This window comes from Streptomyces abikoensis (genome assembly GCF_014648775.1).
GTDB classification, from domain to species: Bacteria; Actinomycetota; Actinomycetes; order Streptomycetales; family Streptomycetaceae; genus Streptomyces; species Streptomyces abikoensis.
Map to the genome: position 1 here is coordinate 109275 of NZ_BMRT01000009.1, position 18436 is coordinate 127710.

Sequence of the window (18436 nt, forward strand, 5' to 3'; positions counted from 1 at the left end):
AAGCCATGTCCTTGACCGCTCGGCGGTCACGCGGCGCGGAGGCCGCGCGGGCGCGGCCGATGATTCCATGCAGCAGGGAGCGATGTTTCACGTGAAACACGATGCATGGCACTCACCGTCGCCGCGCCGCGACACTCCGCTACGGGTAGTTTTGCCAGCTTGTATGGAGCATCAGCGACGGCGCGCCCGGGTGGCCCGGGCCGCCTTCGCCCGCTTGGCGGCGAAGCGCACGCCACCGGGGCTCTCCCCGACCTCGACCCGCACCAGCGTCGACAGCGGGTCGACCACTCCCTCGCCGACATGGAGCACCGACGTCTTGACGACGCCCAGCTTGCCCAGCGCGGCACGGGCGGCCTTGAGCTCTTCCTCGGCCGTGTCGCCCTTGAGCGCCAGCATCTCGCCGTAGGGACGCAGCAGCGGCACGCCCCAGCCCGCGAGCCGGTCCAGCGGGGCCACGGCCCGCGCGGTGACGACATGCACGGGGTCGATCTTCCCGAGCATCTCCTCGGCGCGCCCGCGGACCACCGTGACGTGGTCCAGGCCCAGCAGCTCCACGACCTCCTGGAGGAACGTGGTGCGGCGCAGCAGCGGCTCCAGCAGGGTGATCTGGAGGTCCGGCCGGACCAGGGCCAGAGGGATGCCGGGCAGCCCGGCACCCGAGCCGACGTCGCACACGGAGACGCCGTCCGGCACGGCCTCGGCCAGCACCGCGCAGTTCAGCAGATGGCGTTCCCACAGTCGCGGGACCTCACGGGGACCGATCAGCCCGCGCTTGACGCCCGCGTCCGCGAGCAGCTCCGCGTAGCGGACGGCCTCCGGAAAGCGGTCACCGAAAACAGCCCGCGCCGCCGCGGGCGCCGGGGGGAGCTCCGCTGCCTCTTCCACGGGGAACCGTCCTTCCGTACAAACATCGACGAACGTTGATGGTGAATATTCGGAGCCTGAATATCAGGCTGACAAGGATCGGCCCCGTCTGCGAGCAGACGGGGCCGTACACACCTGGACGTGGGACAGGTCAGGCGGGCAGAACGACCACGCGACGCTGGGGCTCCTCGCCCTCGGACTCGCTGCGGAGACCGGCGGCGGCGACGGCGTCGTGGACGACCTTGCGCTCGAAGGGGGTCATCGGGTCCAGCTTGACCGGCTGACCGGTGCTCTTGGCCTCCTGGGCGGCCTGGGCGCCCAGCCCGGCCAGCTCCTCGCGCTTACGGGCCCGGAAGCCGGCGATGTCGAGCATCAGCCGGCTGCGGTCACCGGTCTCCCGGTTGACCGCGAGACGGGTGAGCTCCTGGAGGGCCTCCAGGACCTCGCCGTCCCGGCCGACCAGCTTCTGGAGGTCACGGCTGGTGGAGTCGCTGATGATCGAAACCGAGGCGCGGTCGGCCTCGACGTCCATGTCGATGTCGCCGTCCAGGTCGGCGATGTCGAGCAGACCCTCGAGGTAGTCGGCCGCGATCTCACCCTCCTGCTCAAGGCGGGACAGGGTGTCGGTGCCCTCGGCGGTCTGGCGCTCCGTGTCCGTCACGGGGGACTCCTTCGTCACTTCTTGGTCGGGTGCTTGGGGCGCTGCGGGCCGCCCTTGCGCTGTCCGGACTTGGCACCGCGGGCGGCACCGCCGGCCTGCTTGGCCTTGGTCTCGCCGGACTCCTGGTCCTGCTTCTCCAGCGTCGTCTTGCCGGAGGAGGCGACGGAGTGGCCCGCGCCGCCGGTCTGGCGCTTGGCCTTCGTCTGGCGCTTCGGCTGCTGGCGGGCCGCACGGGCGGACTCGGCCGCCTCACGCGCCTCGACCTGCGCCGGGTCCTCCTTCAGCTTGCCCTTGGCCCGCAGGCGCTCCTGGCGCTGCTGGAAGGCGAGGCTGCCGGGGGTGGGGTTGCGCCGGATGACGAACATCTGCTGGCCCAGGGTCCACACGTTGGTGGTCAGCCAGTAGACGAGGACACCGACCGGGAAGTTGATACCGAAGACGGCGAACATGATCGGGAAGACGTACATCAGCATCTTCTGCTGCTGCATGAACGGCGTCTTCACCGTGAGGTCGACGTTCTTCGTCATCAGCTGGCGCTGCGTGTAGAACTGCGACAGCGACATCAGGACGATCATGATGACCGTGACGACCCGGACGTCGGTCAGGCTGGCACCCAAGGACTCGACCTTGGACGCGGAGTCCATGAACTTCACCGACAACGGGGCACCGAAGATGTGCGCGTGCCGGGCGCTCTCCAGCAGCGACTGGTCGATGACGCCGACGACCTTGCCCTGCGCGATGTGGTTCAGGACCTGGTACAGCGAGATGAAGAAGGGCGACTGGGCCAGGATCGGGAGACAGCTCGAGAGCGGGTTGGTGCCCGTCTCCTTGTAGAGCTTCATCATCTCTTCGGACTGGCGCTGCTTGTCGCTCTTGTAGCGCTCCTGGATCGCCTTCATCTTCGGCTGGAGCGCCTGCATGTTCCGCGTGGCCTTGATCTGCTTCACGAAGAGCGGGATCAGGCAGATGCGGATCAGCACCACCAGCGAGACGATCGACAGACCCCACGCCCAGCCGCTGTCCTTGTTGAAGATCAAGCTGTAGAACGCGTGGAACTGGACGATGATCCAGGAGACAACGTAATAGAGGGGACCGAGGATCGTGTCCACGAATCAGGCTCCTTGGGCGTTGGACTGGGTCTCGGGCTGTGCGGTGGGCCCCGTGGTGGGGTGCCCGCCCAGTCGGCTCCTCAGCCGCTGGTGCCAGACCGGACGCTTCCGGGGAGGGACGTGGTCGACGCCACCGAGCGACCACGGGTTGCAGCGCAGGATGCGCCAGGCCGTCAGCACTGTTCCTTTGACCGCACCGTGCCTGTCGATCGCGGTGTAGCCGTAGTGCGAGCAAGACGGGTAGTACTTGCAGACCGGGCCCAGCAGGGGGCTGATGGTCCACTGGTAGATCTTGATCAACCAGAGCAGCGGGTACTTCACTGTGCGCTCCCTCCCGGGTGACCGGGACTCCGGGGGTCACCCCCCGGGGGATTGCTTCGCGGCGCCCCTCCCAGGAGCCGCTCCAGCGCGGCGTCGAGATCACGGGCCAATTGATCGTGACCCGCCTCGCCCGCGCCGGGCAGGGCTCGCACCACCACCAGGCTACCGGCGGGGAGCCGATCCAGCCGGTCCCGCACCAGGTGGCGCAATCGCCGCTTGACCAGATTGCGGACGACGGCCCCGCCCACGGCCTTGCTCACGACGAAACCCGCACGTGCCGAGGGGGCAATCCCCCCGGGCACGTGCGGGTCCGTGTTACCGCTGCGTAGGTGGACGACGAGGAGCGGGCGGCCTGCCCTGCGTCCTCGGCGAACCGCGGCCGCGAAATCCTCGCGCCGCCTCAGCCGAGACTCGGAAGGCAGCACGTCAGGACCTCGACGTCAGGCTGGTCAGGCCGACAGGCGAGCGCGACCCTTGCCACGGCGGGACGCGAGGATCGCGCGGCCGGCACGGGTGCGCATGCGCAGGCGGAAGCCGTGGGTCTTCGCGCGACGGCGGTTGTTCGGCTGGAAGGTGCGCTTGCTCACTCGGGGACTCCAGAAATGAATTGATGGCGGGACATCGCCTGGCTGTCACCGTGCGCCCACGAGGAGACTCGCAATACGCCCAAGTGCACCGCTTCATAATCCCGGACCCGAAGTCCGTGATCTTTGCCCATCGGAGGCAGGCGGCAGCAGCCATCGACAACTCGACCTGGTCACGGTACGCGTGGTTACGCCATTCGGTCAAACCGGCAGCGCACCCAGGCTCCACCGTAGCCTCTCCGACGCCGGGAAGACGCCAGGCGACACCTCATGGCACATTTGTACACACCCTGTGGACAACGACTTGAACCACGTGCCTCGCCCTGACTACCGTGGCTGAACTCCGAATCCTTCCCGCCCGTCCCGAGAACCACACATTCGTGGGACTCCGGGGCACCCCCCGTGACTGAGAGAGCGTGCCCTGTGGCTGACCTGCCCGCCGATCTTGCCGCAGTGTGGCCGCGCGTGCTCGAACAGCTCCTCGGTGAGGGGCGTGGTCAGGGCGTGGAAAGCAAGGACGAGCACTGGATCAAGCGCTGCCAGCCGTTGGCGCTGGTGGCCGACACCGCCCTGCTGGCGGTGCCCAACGAGTTCGCCAAGGGCGTCCTCGAGGGCCGGCTCGCCCCGATCGTCAGCGAGACCCTGAGCCGTGAGTGCGGCCGCCCCATCCGGATCGCGATCACCGTCGACGACTCCGCCGGCGAGCCCCCGGCCCAGGCCCCCCAGCAGCCCGAGCGCCATCAGCAGCCCGAGCGTCCCCGGCCGCACGGCCCGGGCCAGGGCCGTGACACGTTCGAGGGCTATGAGGGCCACGGCGGCTACGGCGCCCGTCCGGGCGACGAGCTGCCGACCGTGCGCCCCGCCTACCCCGACTACCAGCAGCCCCGCAGCGAGCCCCCGGGCGCCTGGCCGCGCCACTCGGCGCCGTCCGGCCCCCACGGCGGCGACCGGGGCGACCGCGGCGACTACGGCTGGCAGCAGCCCCGCCTCGGCTCGTACACCGAGGGTGACCGGGACCCCTACGCCTCGCAGTACGAGCAGCAGCCCGAGTACCGCTCCCCGGAGCGGCCCGAGCGCGCGCCGTACGAGCCGCAGCGCCGTGAGCTGCCCGACACGGGCGCCGTCGGCCGTCCCGCCGACCGGCCGTCGCCGTCGGCCGTCCCGGCGCCCTCCGGGTCCGGCTCCGGGTCCTCCTCGTCGTCCTCGTCGTCCTCGGCGGGCACGGGAGCGGCCGAGCCGACGGCGCGGCTGAACCCGAAGTACCTCTTCGACACGTTCGTCATCGGCGCGTCCAACCGGTTCGCCCACGCGGCCGCCGTGGCGGTGGCCGAGGCGCCGGCCAAGGCGTACAACCCCCTGTTCATCTACGGGGAGTCCGGGCTCGGCAAGACCCACCTGCTGCACGCCATCGGGCACTACGCGCGCAGCCTCTACCCGGGCACGCGGGTGCGCTACGTGAGCTCCGAGGAGTTCACCAACGAGTTCATCAACTCCATCCGCGACGGCAAGGCGGACGCGTTCCGCAAGCGCTACCGCGACATGGACATCCTGCTGGTCGACGACATCCAGTTCCTCGCGAGCAAGGAGTCGACGCAGGAGGAGTTCTTCCACACGTTCAACACCCTCCACAACGCGAACAAGCAGATCGTGCTGTCCTCGGACCGGCCGCCCAAGCAGCTGGTGACCCTGGAGGACCGGCTGCGGAACCGCTTCGAGTGGGGCCTGATCACGGACGTCCAGCCGCCGGAACTGGAGACGCGCATCGCGATCCTCCGGAAGAAGGCGGTCCAGGAGCAGCTGAACGCCCCGCCGGAGGTGCTGGAGTTCATCGCGTCCCGGATCTCGCGGAACATCCGTGAGCTGGAGGGCGCGCTGATCCGGGTGACGGCCTTCGCCAGCCTGAACCGGCAGCCGGTGGACCTGGGCCTGACCGAGATCGTCCTCAAGGACCTGATTCCCGGGGGCGAGGACGCCTCGCCGGAGATCACCGCGACGGCCATCATGGCGGCGACCGCCGACTACTTCGGGCACACCGTGGAGGACCTGTGCGGGGCCTCGCGCAGCCGGGTGCTGGTGACGGCCCGGCAGATCGCCATGTACCTGTGCCGGGAGCTCACGGACCTCTCGCTGCCGAAGATCGGCGCGCAGTTCGGCGGCCGTGACCACACGACCGTGATGCACGCGGACCGGAAGATCCGCGCGCTGATGGCCGAGCGGCGCTCGATCTACAACCAGGTGACCGAGCTGACGAACCGCATCAAGAACGGCTGAGGCCGCCCGCGAGGGCGGTTCCAGGGCGCTTCGGGACGCTTCCCGGGGCGCCCTTCGGCGTTCCCGGGGCCGGCGAAGTTGGCGCCCACCGTCCCCAGCATGTTCGAATCCTGCCTCTGACCTGCCGGTTCTCCACAGATTCGGGCTCTGTCCACGATCCACACCCTGGGGACCGCGAAGTTATCCATACGGTGTCCACAGACCAGGCTGTTGATATGCCATCAGGCGAGGTCAGCCGGGTGTGGATTTGTGGCAAACCCCGTTCCACAGCCTGTGGACAGCCGGAGCGTCCACAGCCGCCCTCGAAGTTGTCCACCGGCAACCCACAGGCGGACCGGTGTTATACACAGCCTTTCCACACCGCTGTCCACTGTTCGGCAACGAAACGCCCGCTCTCACCGCACCGAGTGAAAGCCATCACACCCAGGTGCCGGGTTGGGCTGTGGGCAACCGGGGTAAAGCTGGGGACAGCCCTGGGGAGAAGTGCGCCCCGCCTGTGCACCGGGTGTGCAGAACTTTTCGCGTTCCACAGACCACCCCGGTTTTCCACCCCCGCCACCCACAGGCCCGGTGGACAAAAAATCGGTCCTGACCTGGGCAAAGGAAGTTTTCCACGGTTTCCACAGCCCCTACTACTACGACCACAGAGATCTAGCGGGGAACTCGTTTCGAAGTGGGTGCTGTGGATGACTCGGCCTCGCGCCGCGCCACGCCCCGGATCTCGATTTGACCGCCGGCAGCGCCGACTGTCAGCGGCGTACGTCAGACTGTTCTCCGGCGCCAGTCGCCGAGGAAGAAGCCAGCAGGGCGAGCCAGCAACAAGCAGGAGGCGGTTCCGGTGAAGATCCGGGTGGAGCGCGATGTACTCGCGGAGGCAGTGGCCTGGGCGGCCCGCAGCCTCCCGGCCCGTCCGCCGGTGCCGGTCCTCGCGGGCCTGCTGCTGAAGGCCGAGGACGGTTCGCTGAGCCTCTCCGGCTTCGACTACGAGGTCTCGGCCCGCGTCTCGGTCGAGGCGGATGTGGAGGAGGACGGCACCGTCCTCGTCTCCGGCCGGCTGCTCGCCGACATCTGCCGCGCACTTCCCAACAGGCCTGTGGAAATCTCCACCGACGGTGTGCGTGTGACCGTGGTCTGCGGCTCCTCGCGATTCACACTCCACACCCTGCCTGTGGAGGAATACCCGGCGCTGCCGCAGATGCCGACGGCCACGGGCACCGTCCCGGCGGAGGTCTTCGCCTCGGCCGCCGCCCAGGTCGCCATCGCCGCCGGTCGCGACGACACGCTGCCGGTGCTCACCGGTGTGCGCATCGAGATCGAGGGCGACACGGTCACCCTGGCCTCCACCGACCGCTACCGCTTCGCGGTCCGTGAGTTCATGTGGAAGCCGGAGACCCCGGACATCTCCGCGGTCGCCCTGGTGCCCGCCAAGACCCTGCTGGACACCGCGAAGTCCCTCAGCGGCGGCGACACGGTCTCGATCGCGCTCAGCGGCTCCGGCGCCGGTGAGGGCCTCATCGGCTTCGAGGGCGCCGGCCGCCGTACGACCACGCGGCTGCTCGAGGGCGACCTGCCGAAGTACCGCACGCTCTTCCCGACCGAGTTCAACTCGGTCGCCGTGATCGAGACGGCGCCGTTCGTCGAGGCCGTCAAGCGCGTGGCTCTCGTCGCCGAGCGGAACACCCCGGTGCGGCTGAGCTTCGAGCAGGGCGTGCTGATCCTGGAGGCCGGTTCCAGCGACGACGCACAGGCTGTGGAAAGGGTCGACGCCCAGCTGGACGGCGACGACATCTCGATCGCCTTCAACCCCGGCTTCCTGCTGGAGGGTCTCTCGGCGATCGACTCGCCGGTGGCGCAGCTGTCCTTCACCACGTCCACCAAGCCGGCGCTGCTCAGCGGCAAGCCGGCGATGGATGCCGAGGCGGACGAGGCCTACAAGTACCTGATCATGCCGGTTCGTCTTTCCGGCTGACGGTGAGCGACGGCTCGCGGCCGGTTTTTCGGCTGCGAGCCGTCTGTGGCTTGTCGCGCAGTTCCCCGCGCCCCTTACGGGGACCCGTTTGAGCGCCACGTCCCCACAGGTGTGCGTCCAATCCCAGGCGTAGGCTCGAAGCACGTACCCCTGGTACGACCCGCACGACTACGGCAAAGAGGATCACCCATGGAGCTCGGTCTCGTCGGTCTCGGCAAGATGGGCGGCAATATGCGCGAGCGTATCCGCCGCGCAGGCCACACCGTCATCGGATACGACCGCAACCCGGACCTGGCGGATGTCCACAGCCTGAAGGAGCTTGTGGATTCCCTCCAGGGCCCGCGCGTCGTATGGGTCATGGTCCCGGCCGGTGCCGCTACCCAGTCCACGATCGACGAGCTCGCCGAGCTGCTCTCCCCCGGCGACATCGTCGTCGACGGCGGCAACTCCCGTTGGACCGACGACGAGAAGCACGCCGAGGAGCTGGCGGCCAAGGGCATCGGCTTCGTCGACTGCGGTGTCTCCGGCGGCGTCTGGGGCCTGGAGAACGGCTACGCGCTGATGTACGGCGGCTCCGCCGAGGACGTCGCGAAGGTCCAGCCGGTCTTCGACGCGCTCAAGCCCGAGGGCGACTTCGGCTCCGTCCACGCGGGCAAGGTCGGCGCCGGCCACTTCGCCAAGATGGTCCACAACGGCATCGAGTACGCGATGATGCAGGCCTACGCCGAGGGCTGGGAGCTCCTGGAGAAGGTCGACTCCGTCACCGACGTGCGCGAGGTCTTCCGCAGCTGGCAGGAGGGCACGGTCATCCGCTCCTGGCTGCTGGACCTGGCCGTCAACGCCCTCGACCAGGACGAGCACCTCGAGAAGCTGCGCGGCTACGCGGCCGACTCCGGCGAGGGCCGCTGGACGGTCGAGGCCGCCATCGACAACGCCGTGCCGCTGCCCGCGATCACGGCCTCCCTCTTCGCGCGCTTCGCCTCGCGCCAGGAGGACTCCCCGCAGATGAAGATGATCGCCGCGCTGCGCAACCAGTTCGGTGGCCACGCGGTCGAGACCAAGAAGTAGAACCGAGAAGCAACACCCAGCAGCCGGGGGAGGTCGGCACGCAACCATGCACGTCTCGCATCTGTCGCTGGCCGACTTCCGCTCGTACGCCCGGGCCGAGGTCCCGCTCGAACCGGGCGTCACGGCCTTCGTGGGCCCCAACGGCCAGGGCAAGACCAATCTCGTCGAGGCCGTCGGCTATCTGGCCACCCTCGGCAGCCACCGGGTCTCCTCGGACGCGCCGCTGGTGCGGATGGGCGCCGACCGGGCGATCATCCGCGCCGCCGTCGTCCAGGGCGAGCGCCAGCAGCTCGTCGAGCTGGAGCTCAACCCGGGCAAGGCCAACCGGGCCCGGATCAATCGTTCCTCCCAGGTCAGACCGCGCGACGTGCTGGGCATCGTGCGCACCGTGCTGTTCGCCCCCGAGGACCTGGCGCTGGTCAAGGGCGACCCCGGCGAGCGCCGCCGCTTCCTCGACGAGCTGATCACCGCGCGCTCCCCCCGGATGGCGGGCGTGCGCTCCGACTACGAGCGCGTCCTCAAGCAGCGCAACACCCTCCTGAAGTCCGCCGCGATGGCCCGCCGCCACGGCGGCCGCCAGCTGGACCTCTCCACCCTCGACATCTGGGACCAGCACCTGGCCCGCGCCGGCGCGGAGCTGCTCGCCCGGCGGCTCGACCTGATAGCCACCCTGCGCCCGCTGGCCGACAAGGCCTACGAGCAGCTGGCGCCCGGCGGCGGCCCCGTCTCCTTCGACTACCGCGGCCCGGCCGGCATCGAGGGCGCCCACACCCGCGAGGAGCTCTACGAGGCGCTGCTCGCCGCCCTCGCCGAGGCCCGCAAGCAGGAGATCGAGCGCGGCGTGACGCTCGTCGGCCCCCACCGCGACGAGCTGCTGCTGCGCCTGGGCGAGCTGCCCGCCAAGGGGTACGCGAGCCACGGCGAGTCCTGGTCGTACGCGCTGGCGCTGCGCCTGGCCTCGTACGAGCTGCTGCGCGCGGAGGGCGACGAGCCGGTGCTCGTGCTCGACGACGTCTTCGCCGAACTGGACGCCAGACGGCGGGAACGGCTGGCGGAGCTGGTCGCTCCGGGCGAGCAGGTCCTGGTGACGGCGGCCGTGGACGACGATGTGCCCGGTGTCCTCACCGGTGCCCGTTTCGCGGTCGAGCGGGGCGGGGTCGAGCGCGTATGAGCACGCCGGCCGGCCACCGGGACCACGGCCCGGGGGACCGGGGGAAGACCCCGGAGCCCTCGGGTGTGGATCTGGCGCGCGTGGCGCTGCGGGCCGCCAAGGAGCAGGCCCGGGCGCGGGGCGCGGCGGCGCAGCAGAAGAAGCAGGCCCGCCGTGGTGGTGGGCTGCGCTCCGGGGCGCGCGCCGACGGGCGCGATCCGCTGCCGCTGGGCGCCGCGATCAACCGGCTGATCACCGAGCGGGGCTGGGAGACGCCCGCGGCGGTCGGCGGGGTGATGGGCCGCTGGCCGCAGATCGTGGGGGAGCAGCTGGCGCTGCACTGCGAGCCGCAGAAGTACGACGAGGACGCGCGGGTGCTCACGGTGCAGTGCGACTCGACGGCCTGGGCGACCCAGCTGCGGATGCTCGCGCCCACGCTGGTGGCCCGGCTCAACGACGACCTGGGCCAGGGCACGGTGAAGACGATCAAGGTGCTGGGGCCGGGCGGCCCCGGGCGCCGGTACGGGCCGTTGCGCGCCCCCGGGAGCACCGGCCCCGGCGACACCTACGGATGATCCCCGGGTCATGGTTGGTCAAAGGTTCTCCCAGGTCGCGAGCCCTGGTGACGGCCGCGTGGAAGCCGGGCCGGGACGGGTGACGGGCTCGCGTGACGCCCGGGACCGGTGGGCACTCGGCGCACGGTAACGGGCGGTTGACAGCGTGAAGCCGGGCCGAAGCGCTGAGTGCCCCTGTGAGCCTCTTGGAGGCCGGGGCCGCATATGGGGAGTCGGCTGATGCCGGTTCAGGGCGCCACAAGAGGACTCAGGCACCGGCAAACCCCCATTCATGTCAGCGCCACCGGTACACTGGTAGTAATCCCGCCGGATCGCGGGGATCGCCGACTCATACTGACCGACACTGAACGACGCAGCCGCTCCTGCCTTGCCCCGGGAACCCCCGCCGCGGCAGGGGATGGCTTGTGCTGTGCCAGAAAGGGCGCTTCGTGGCCGATTCCGGCAACCCCAACGAGAACACCACCCCCTCCGAGGCCGTGGGCGCCGGGTCCGGCGCCCCTGGCGGTGGCGGTGAGACGTCGTACGACGCCAGTGCGATCACCGTGCTGGAGGGCCTGGACGCGGTCCGCAAGCGGCCCGGCATGTACATCGGTTCCACCGGCGAGCGCGGTCTCCACCACCTCGTCTACGAGGTCGTCGACAACTCCGTCGACGAGGCCCTCGCCGGTCACGCGGACACCATCGACGTGACGATCCTGTCCGACGGCGGCGTCCGCGTCGTCGACAACGGCCGTGGCATCCCGGTCGGCATCGTCCCCTCCGAGGGCAAGCCCGCCGTCGAGGTCGTCCTGACCGTGCTCCACGCGGGCGGCAAGTTCGGCGGCGGCGGCTACGCCGTCTCCGGCGGTCTCCACGGCGTCGGCGTCTCCGTCGTCAACGCCCTGTCCACGCGCGTCGCGGTCGAGGTCAAGACCGACGGCTACCACTGGACGCAGGACTACAAGCTCGGCGTCCCGACCGCCCCGCTGCAGAAGAACGAGCCGACCGACGAGACCGGCACGTCCGTCACCTTCTGGGCCGACGGCGACATCTTCGAGACCACCGAGTACTCCTTCGAGACGCTCTCGCGGCGCTTCCAGGAGATGGCCTTCCTCAACAAGGGCCTGACCATCTCGCTGACCGACGAGCGCCCGGCCCACGTGGACGAGGAGGGCAAGCCCCTCTCCGTCCGCTACCACTACGAGGGCGGCATCTCCGACTTCGTCCGCTACCTCAACTCCCGCAAGGGCGAGGTCGTTCACCCCTCGGTGATCGCCTTCGAGGCCGAGGACAAGGAGCGGATGCTCTCCCTCGAGGTGTCGATGCAGTGGAACACCCAGTACAGCGAGGGTGTCTACAGCTTCGCCAACACCATCCACACCCATGAGGGCGGCACCCACGAGGAGGGCTTCCGCGCGGCGCTCACCGGTCTGATCAACCGCTACGCGCGCGACAAGAAGCTGCTCCGCGAGAAGGACGACAACCTCACGGGCGACGACATCCGCGAGGGCCTGACGGCGATCATCTCCGTCAAGCTCGGCGAGCCGCAGTTCGAGGGCCAGACGAAGACGAAGCTGGGCAACACCGAGGCCAAGACCTTCGTCCAGAAGGTCGTCCACGAGCAGCTCACGGACTGGCTGGACCGCAACCCCAACGAGGCCTCGGACATCATCCGCAAGTCCATCCAGGCGGCCACCGCCCGGGTGGCGGCCCGCAAGGCGCGCGACCTGACCCGCCGCAAGGGCCTGCTGGAGACCGCGTCGCTGCCGGGCAAGCTCTCCGACTGCCAGTCGAACGAGCCGGCCAAGTGCGAGATCTTCATCGTCGAGGGTGACTCCGCCGGCGGTTCGGCCAAGTCCGGCCGCAACCCGCAGTACCAGGCGATCCTCCCGATCCGAGGCAAGATCCTCAACGTCGAGAAGGCGCGGATCGACAAGATCCTGCAGAACACCGAGATCCAGGCGCTGATCTCCGCCTTCGGCACCGGTGTGCACGAGGACTTCGACATCTCGAAGCTCCGCTATCACAAGATCATCCTGATGGCGGACGCCGACGTCGACGGCCAGCACATCAACACCCTGCTGCTCACCTTCCTCTTCCGCTTTATGCGTCCGCTGGTCGAGGCCGGGCACGTCTACCTCTCCCGTCCCCCGCTGTACAAGATCAAGTGGAGCAGGGACGACTTCGAGTACGCGTACTCCGACCGTGAGCGCGACGCCCTGATCCAGCTGGGCCGGGAGAACGGCAAGCGGATCAAGGACGACTCGGTCCAGCGCTTCAAGGGTCTCGGCGAGATGAACGCCGAGGAGCTGCGCGTCACCACCATGGACGTCGACCACCGGGTGCTCGGCCAGGTCACGCTGGACGACGCCGCGCAGGCGGACGACCTGTTCTCGGTGCTCATGGGCGAGGACGTCGAGGCACGGCGCTCCTTCATCCAGCGCAACGCCAAGGACGTCCGCTTCCTCGACATCTGAGCCTGTCGGCCACTCGAAACAGCCGCAGCGCGAAAGGACTTTGAACAGCAATGGCCGACGAGACCCCTGAGACTCCCACCGCTCCCGTCCCCGAGGTCACGCCCGAGGGTGCCCCGGCGCCCCTGGAGGGCGTGGGCATGCGCGTCGAGCCCGTCGGGCTCGAGACGGAGATGCAGCGCTCCTACCTCGACTACGCGATGAGCGTCATCGTCTCGCGTGCGCTCCCCGACGTCCGCGACGGCCTCAAGCCGGTGCACCGCCGGGTGCTCTACGCGATGTACGACGGCGGCTACCGGCCCGAGAAGGGCTTCTACAAGTGCGCCCGTGTCGTCGGTGACGTCATGGGTACGTACCACCCGCACGGCGACGCCTCCATCTACGACGCGCTCGTCCGCCTCGCCCAGCCCTGGGCCATGCGGATGCCGCTCGTCGACTCCAACGGCAACTTCGGCTCCCCGGGCAACGACCCGGCCGCCGCCATGCGCTACACCGAGTGCAAGATGGCGCCGCTGTCGATGGAGATGGTCCGGGACATCGACGAGGAGACCGTCGACTTCCAGGACAACTACGACGGCCGCAACCAGGAGCCGACGGTCCTGCCGTCGCGCATCCCCAACCTGCTGGTGAACGGTTCCGCCGGTATCGCCGTCGGCATGGCCACCAACATCCCGCCGCACAACCTGCGCGAGGTGGCCGAGGGCGCCCAGTGGTTCCTGGCCAACCCCGAGGCCTCCGCCGAGGAGCTGCTCGACGCGCTCGTCGAGCGGATCAAGGGCCCCGACTTCCCGACCGGCGCCCTCGTGGTGGGCCGCAAGGGCATCGAGGAGGCCTACCGCACCGGCCGCGGCTCGATCACCATGCGCGCCGTCGTCGAGGTCGAGGAGATCCAGAACCGCCAGTGCCTGGTGGTCACCGAGCTGCCCTACCAGGTCAACCCGGACAACCTCGCCCAGAAGATCGCCGACCTGGTGAAGGACGGGAAGATCGGCGGCATCGCCGACGTCCGTGACGAGACCTCCTCGCGCACGGGCCAGCGCCTGGTGATCGTCCTCAAGCGGGACGCGGTCGCCAAGGTCGTCCTCAACAACCTCTACAAGCACACCGACCTCCAGACCAACTTCGGCGCGAACATGCTGGCGCTGGTCGACGGTGTGCCGCGCACCCTCTCGCTGGACGCGTTCATCCGCAACTGGGTGACGCACCAGATCGAGGTCATCGTCCGGCGCACCCGCTTCCGTCTGCGCAAGGCGGAGGAGCGCGCCCACATCCTGCGCGGCCTGCTCAAGGCCCTGGACGCCATCGACGAGGTCATCGCGCTCATCCGGCGCAGCGACACCGTCGACGTCGCCCGCACCGGCCTGATGGGCCTGCTGCGGATCGACGAGGTCCAGGCCAACGCCATCCTCGAGATGCAGCTGCGCCGACTGGCCGCCCTGGAGCGCCAGAAGATCACCGCCGAGCACGACGAACTCCAGGCGAAGATCAACGAGTACAACGCCATCCTGGCCTCGCCGGAGCGGCAGCGCGGCATCATCAGCGACGAACTGACGGCGATCGTCGAGAAGTTCGGCGAGGACCGGCGCAGCAAGCTGGTGCCCTTCGAAGGCGACATGTCCATCGAGGACCTGATCGCCGAGGAGGACATCGTCGTCACCATCACGCGTGGCGGCTACGTCAAGCGCACCAAGACCGACGACTACCGCTCGCAGAAGCGCGGCGGCAAGGGCGTGCGGGGTACGAAGCTGAAGGAAGACGACATCGTCGACCACTTCTTCGTCTCCACCACCCACCACTGGCTGCTCTTCTTCACCAACAAGGGCCGGGTCTACCGGGCCAAGGCGTACGAGCTGCCGGACGCCGGCCGGGACGCGCGCGGTCAGCACGTGGCCAATCTGCTGGCCTTCCAGCCGGACGAGAAGATCGCCCAGATCCTCGCCGTCCGCGACTACGAGGCCGCGCCCTACCTGGTGCTGGCCACCAAGTCGGGCCTGGTGAAGAAGACCTCGCTGAAGGACTACGACTCGCCGCGCTCCGGCGGTGTCATCGCCATCAACCTCCGCGAGACGGACGGTGGCGTCGAGGACGAGCTGATCGGCGCCGAGCTGGTCTCCGCCACGGACGACCTGCTGCTGATCAGCAAGAAGGCGCAGTCCATCCGCTTCACCGCTTCGGACGACACCCTCCGTCCGATGGGCCGTGCCACCTCCGGTGTCAAGGGCATGAGCTTCCGCGAGGGTGACGAGCTCCTCTCGATGAATGTGGTCCGTCCCGGTACGTTCGTCTTCACCGCCACCGACGGCGGGTACGCCAAGCGCACCAACGTCGACGAGTACCGCGTCCAGGGCCGTGGCGGCCTCGGCATCAAGGCCGCCAAGATCGTGGAGGACCGCGGTTCCCTGGTCGGCGCCCTGGTGGTCGAGGAGGGCGACGAGATTCTGGCCATCACGCTGGGCGGCGGTGTGATCCGCACCCGGGTCGCCGAAGTCCGGGAGACGGGCCGTGACACCATGGGCGTCCAACTGATCAACCTGGGCAAGCGCGATGCCGTCGTGGGCATCGCCCGGAACGCCGAGGCCGGTCGCGAGGCTGAGGGTGTCGACGAGGTGACCGACGCGGCCGAGGGCGGGTCCGAGGCGGCCGAGGGCACCACGCCTGAGCACACCGAGGAGTAATACGTGAGTCGAGCCACGGGCACCGCCAAGAGCGGTGCGGGCGCCGAGCGGCAGGAAGCCGCCCCACCCGTCCCCTCCGACACGGAGGCCCGTGGCTCGGCCGCGGACGGCACGGCCGGTGAAGACGGCGCTGCCGACAAGGCCGGCACGGCCGGCAAGGACGGCGCGGGCTCCCGGGCCGGTGGCACCAGGACCGCAGTCAAGGGGGAGACCATGACGGAGACCCGAGGTCCACAGCCGTACCACCCGCCGAAGGCGTACGAGCCTCCGGCCGAACGCTCCGATTCCGATTCCGCCTCCGAGCCCGCCGCCGAGGCCGCCAAGGCCTCCGGCGGGTCCGCCAAGGGGGCCAGGAACGGCAAGGGCGCCAAGGACGGGAAGCCCTCCCGGTCCGCCCAGGCCGGTCCGGCGGCCAAGTCCGGCCCGGCCGGTCAGGCCGCGAAGGCGGGCAAGGACGCGAAGGCCGCCAAGGTGCCCGGGCCCGCCCGGTCGCCCGAGGGTGCCGCCGGCCAGGACCCGGCCTCCGCGCAGCGCCCGGCGGCCCGTACGGCCCCCACGGGCCCGCGTACGCGCAAGGCCAGGCTGCGGGTGGCGAAGGCCGACCCGTGGTCGGTGATGAAGGTCAGCTTCCTGCTGTCGGTCGCCCTCGGCGTCTGCACGATCGTGGCCGCGGCCGTCCTGTGGTCGGTCATGGACGCGATGGGCGTCTTCCAGGCCGTCGGCGGCACGGTCAGCGACGCCACGGCCTCCGGCGAGGGCGGCGGCTTCGACCTGGAGTCGTTCCTTTCGCTGCCGCACGTGCTGCTCTTCACGACCGTCATCGCGGTGGTCGACGTTGTGCTGGCGACCGCCCTGGCCACGCTGGCCGCCTTTGTCTACAACCTCGCCGCCGGTTTCGTGGGCGGTGTTGAGCTGACGCTCGCCGAGGACGAATAGAGTCTCCCGGGGCACGGGGCCCGGGCGATTTTGGGACTGGGCCCCAAGTGCGCTAATCTTTCGGTGTCGCAAGGCGCGGGGCTATAGCTCAGACGGTTAGAGCGCTTCCCTGATAAGGAAGAGGCCACAGGTTCAAGTCCTGTTAGCCCCACAGTACGATCGGCCCGGACGGAATTCTCCGTCCGGGCCGATCGCTTTTGGGAGTTCACGCTGCCCCGTACGGCCGCCGGCGGCCCCGGGCGCCGGGCGCGCGCCGGAGCGGCCCCGGCGGGGGAGCGGGCACAGGTCACCGATCGGTATCGGCCGGTGTGTATCATCGGCCACCAGAGGCTCCCTTACGTCAAGGAAAGACGAGGTCGCGCGGTGAAGAAGCTGCTCCTGGTCGCACTGGCCGCCATCGGCGGGCTCCTCGTGTACCGGCAGATCCAGGCGGATCGCGCCGAGCAGGACCTGTGGACGGAGGCGACCGACTCCGTTCCCTCGGGTTCGGGTGTGTGAGTCGCCGGTTCCGCGACACGAACTGAACTGCAGCAGGGCCCCGGCCGCGGAAGCGGCCGGGGCCCTGTTCGTGCGTTCGGGCCCGGCCTGTTTGCGCGGCCGTTTGCACCGAGGATTTGGTTGCGTACGCAAATAAAATGATTGCGAACGTAAAGATCATCCGCCCTGTCCGGCGATCAGCGCCCACACCCCGATCGCGAGGCTGAGCAGGGCCACGAGCAGCACCGGCACGACCACCTTCGACGGTGGCCCGGAGGACCGTCGCGGGCCCCGCGAGGACGCCACGGAGGGCTCCTGTGCGGGCGGCGGGGGCAGGGGCGGCGGAACGGGCGGGGGAAGCGGCCGCGGGGCGGTGTAGGGGCGCGTGGGCGGGTAGGCGGGACGCGGCGGTTCCGGCGCCGGCCGGTGCTCCGGCCCGTCCGGGCCGAAGCCCGGCGGCAGCGGGCCCAGCTGGTCGAAGACCTCGATCCGCTCCTCGTCGGCGTCGGGCGGATCCAGCAGCTCCACGGCCGCCGCGAGGGCCTTGCGCGCCCCCGTGGCCGTGCGGAAGCGGGCGTACGGATCGGGGTGGAGCAGATTCGCGACGACCTCCCAGAGCGGCTCCGGCACCTCCTGGGGAGCGCTCGGCACCCCCTGCTCGGGGAACAGCTCGACCAGCGCCTCGGCGTCCGGCTTCCGGCCCGTGAGGAGATAGAGCGCCACCAGCCCGACGGCGAAGAGGTCGGCGGGAAAGTCCGGTTCCTCGCCCAGCATTTGCTCCGGCGCGAAGTAACCCGGCGTCCCCATGACGAAGTTGGTGTCCGTGAGCCTCGGCTCGCCCTTGCGCATGGCGATCCCGAAATCCGAGAGCCGTAAATGCGGGCGGCCCGTACCGGTCGCTTCCAAAAGGAGGTTGGCCGGTTTGATGTCCCGGTGCACGACGCCTTCCGCGTGCACCGCGCCGAGCCCGGACAGCAGCTGGTCCAGCAATACGCAGACGAAATGCGCCGGCAACGGCCCGTAGTCGCCGATGAGATGGGCGAGCGAGCCGCCGCCCACCATCTCCATGGTGAACAGCACCTTGTCGTCGTCGGCCGCCCAGCTCATCGGCGCCAGCACATGGGGATGATCGATGCGCAGCGCCTGCTCGCGGACGAACCTCAGCAGCGTGTGGGCGTCGCTCTGCTGAAGCACCTTCGCCGCCACATAGCGCTTCCGCCGCTGGTCCCAGGCCCGCCAGACGGCGCCCGCCCCGCCCCGCCCGATCGGGTCCACCAGCTCGTACCGCCCAGCGAAGAGCTCACCCATGTCGTGCGCGTCACC

Annotated in this window: 15 protein-coding genes, 1 tRNA gene and 1 pseudogene; 10 read left to right on the forward strand and 7 right to left on the reverse strand. The window is 69.6% G+C overall.

The genetic code is table 11. The features are described 5' to 3' along the window. Nucleotides 1-171 precede the first annotated feature (171 nt). From rsmG to rpmH, 6 genes and pseudogenes are all read right to left on the reverse strand, one after another. Complete coding sequence (gene rsmG, locus IE096_RS25305) at nt 172-885, reverse strand: 16S rRNA (guanine(527)-N(7))-methyltransferase RsmG (RefSeq protein WP_189455532.1); 714 nt, start codon at nt 883-885, stop codon at nt 172-174. A 130-nt stretch (nt 886-1015) separates the two neighbouring features. After that, on the reverse strand, nt 1016-1525 hold the full coding sequence (locus tag IE096_RS25310) for a Jag family protein (RefSeq protein ID WP_189455534.1): 510 nt from the start codon (nt 1523-1525) through the stop codon (nt 1016-1018). A gap of 14 nt (nt 1526-1539) precedes the next feature. Beyond that, nucleotides 1540-2634, reverse strand: a complete 1095-nt coding sequence (gene yidC, locus IE096_RS25315) for a membrane protein insertase YidC (RefSeq protein WP_189455536.1) — start codon at nt 2632-2634, stop codon at nt 1540-1542. 3 nt (nt 2635-2637) lie between these two features. Further along, nucleotides 2638-2955: a membrane protein insertion efficiency factor YidD gene (gene yidD, locus IE096_RS25320; protein ID WP_126915033.1), complete on the reverse strand. Its 318-nt coding sequence runs from the start codon at nt 2953-2955 to the stop codon at nt 2638-2640. Nucleotides 2956-3011: 56 nt separating this feature from the next. Continuing rightward, nucleotides 3012-3380: pseudogene (rnpA, locus tag IE096_RS25325) on the reverse strand (ribonuclease P protein component); the annotation flags it as partial. A gap of 24 nt (nt 3381-3404) precedes the next feature. Next, nucleotides 3405-3542, reverse strand: coding sequence for a 50S ribosomal protein L34 (rpmH, locus tag IE096_RS25330; RefSeq protein ID WP_003949374.1), 138 nt, complete (start codon nt 3540-3542; stop codon nt 3405-3407). Between the two features lie 420 nt (nt 3543-3962). Between rpmH and dnaA the strand changes: the two genes are divergently transcribed. The 10 genes from dnaA (at nt 3963) to IE096_RS25380 (ending at nt 17134) form a co-directional block, all read left to right on the forward strand. Then, on the forward strand, nt 3963-5810 hold the full coding sequence (gene dnaA, locus IE096_RS25335) for a chromosomal replication initiator protein DnaA (protein ID WP_189455541.1): 1848 nt from the start codon (nt 3963-3965) through the stop codon (nt 5808-5810). An 838-nt stretch (nt 5811-6648) separates the two neighbouring features. After that, on the forward strand, nt 6649-7779 hold the full coding sequence (gene dnaN, locus IE096_RS25340) for a DNA polymerase III subunit beta (RefSeq protein ID WP_189455543.1): 1131 nt from the start codon (nt 6649-6651) through the stop codon (nt 7777-7779). Nucleotides 7780-7968: 189 nt separating this feature from the next. Further along, on the forward strand, nt 7969-8847 hold the full coding sequence (gnd, locus tag IE096_RS25345; protein WP_189455545.1) for a phosphogluconate dehydrogenase (NAD(+)-dependent, decarboxylating): 879 nt from the start codon (nt 7969-7971) through the stop codon (nt 8845-8847). A gap of 46 nt (nt 8848-8893) precedes the next feature. After that, nucleotides 8894-10018 carry a DNA replication/repair protein RecF gene (gene recF, locus IE096_RS25350; protein ID WP_189455547.1) on the forward strand — a complete coding sequence of 375 codons (1125 nt, stop codon included), beginning with the start codon at nt 8894-8896 and terminating at the stop codon, nt 10016-10018. Further along, nucleotides 10015-10572 (forward strand): DciA family protein, encoded by a 558-nt coding sequence (locus tag IE096_RS25355; RefSeq protein ID WP_189455548.1) that lies wholly within the window; start codon nt 10015-10017, stop codon nt 10570-10572. Before recF ends, IE096_RS25355 begins: the two co-directional genes overlap by 4 nt. A gap of 404 nt (nt 10573-10976) precedes the next feature. Continuing rightward, complete coding sequence (gyrB, locus tag IE096_RS25360) at nt 10977-13028, forward strand: DNA topoisomerase (ATP-hydrolyzing) subunit B (protein ID WP_189455550.1); 2052 nt, start codon at nt 10977-10979, stop codon at nt 13026-13028. 50 nt (nt 13029-13078) lie between these two features. After that, nucleotides 13079-15700, forward strand: a complete 2622-nt coding sequence (gene gyrA, locus IE096_RS25365; RefSeq protein WP_189455552.1) for a DNA gyrase subunit A — start codon at nt 13079-13081, stop codon at nt 15698-15700. A gap of 213 nt (nt 15701-15913) precedes the next feature. Next, nucleotides 15914-16636: a DUF3566 domain-containing protein gene (locus IE096_RS25370; protein WP_189455820.1), complete on the forward strand. Its 723-nt coding sequence runs from the start codon at nt 15914-15916 to the stop codon at nt 16634-16636. A gap of 77 nt (nt 16637-16713) precedes the next feature. Continuing rightward, nucleotides 16714-16787, forward strand: a tRNA-Ile gene (locus tag IE096_RS25375). Nucleotides 16788-16999: 212 nt separating this feature from the next. After that, a complete protein-coding gene (locus IE096_RS25380; protein ID WP_208809277.1) occupies nt 17000-17134 on the forward strand; it encodes a DLW-39 family protein in 135 nt (44 codons plus the stop codon). 156 nt (nt 17135-17290) lie between these two features. On the opposite strand, the gene IE096_RS25385 is transcribed toward IE096_RS25380, so the two are convergent. Further along, nucleotides 17291-18421, reverse strand: coding sequence for a serine/threonine-protein kinase (locus IE096_RS25385; RefSeq protein WP_189455554.1), 1131 nt, complete (start codon nt 18419-18421; stop codon nt 17291-17293). Nucleotides 18422-18436 lie beyond the last annotated feature (15 nt).

Coding starts and splice junctions, on each gene's coding strand:
- gnd (WP_189455545.1), top strand. CDS start 7,969: ATGGAGCTCGGTCTCGTCGGTCTCGGCAAGATGGGCGGCAATATGCGC.
- recF (WP_189455547.1), top strand. CDS start 8,894: ATGCACGTCTCGCATCTGTCGCTGGCCGACTTCCGCTCGTACGCCCGG.
- IE096_RS25355 (WP_189455548.1), top strand. CDS start 10,015: ATGAGCACGCCGGCCGGCCACCGGGACCACGGCCCGGGGGACCGGGGG.
- gyrA (WP_189455552.1), top strand. CDS start 13,079: ATGGCCGACGAGACCCCTGAGACTCCCACCGCTCCCGTCCCCGAGGTC.
- IE096_RS25370 (WP_189455820.1), top strand. CDS start 15,914: ATGACGGAGACCCGAGGTCCACAGCCGTACCACCCGCCGAAGGCGTAC.
- IE096_RS25385 (WP_189455554.1), bottom strand. CDS start 18,421: ATGGGTGAGCTCTTCGCTGGGCGGTACGAGCTGGTGGACCCGATCGGG.